Annotated in this window: 1 protein-coding gene; it reads left to right on the top strand. The window is 51.8% G+C overall.

Annotated features, from left to right (window positions below):
- Nucleotides 1–309 (top strand): UvrD-helicase domain-containing protein (locus tag FDX22_RS27720; RefSeq protein WP_186805488.1); only part of this gene is annotated, 309 nt, incomplete at both ends.

Raw genomic sequence — 309 nt, 5'->3', positions numbered from 1 at the left:
GTTCCACACGTTGGGGTTGGATATCATCAAGCGTGAATTTGCGGCGTTGGGGATGAAGTCGAACTTCTCGCTGTTTGACGATACCGACCAGGTGGCTCTGCTTAAGGAACTGACCGAAGGGCTAATTGAAGACGATAAACTTATCCTTCAACAGCTGATCTCAACGATCTCCAACTGGAAAAACGATCTGATGACCCCGGCGCAGGCAGCGGCCAGCGCTAAAGGCGAACGCGATCGTATTTTCGCGCACTGCTATGGTTTGTACGACGCGCATATGAAGGCGTGCAACGTGCTGGACTTTGACGATCT

Source organism: Citrobacter sp. TBCS-14 (assembly GCF_005280805.1).
Taxonomy (GTDB): Bacteria; Pseudomonadota; Gammaproteobacteria; order Enterobacterales; family Enterobacteriaceae; genus Citrobacter; species Citrobacter gillenii.
Note: the sequence above shows the minus strand (reverse complement) of the source record. Positions and strands in the feature narration are given on the sequence as shown.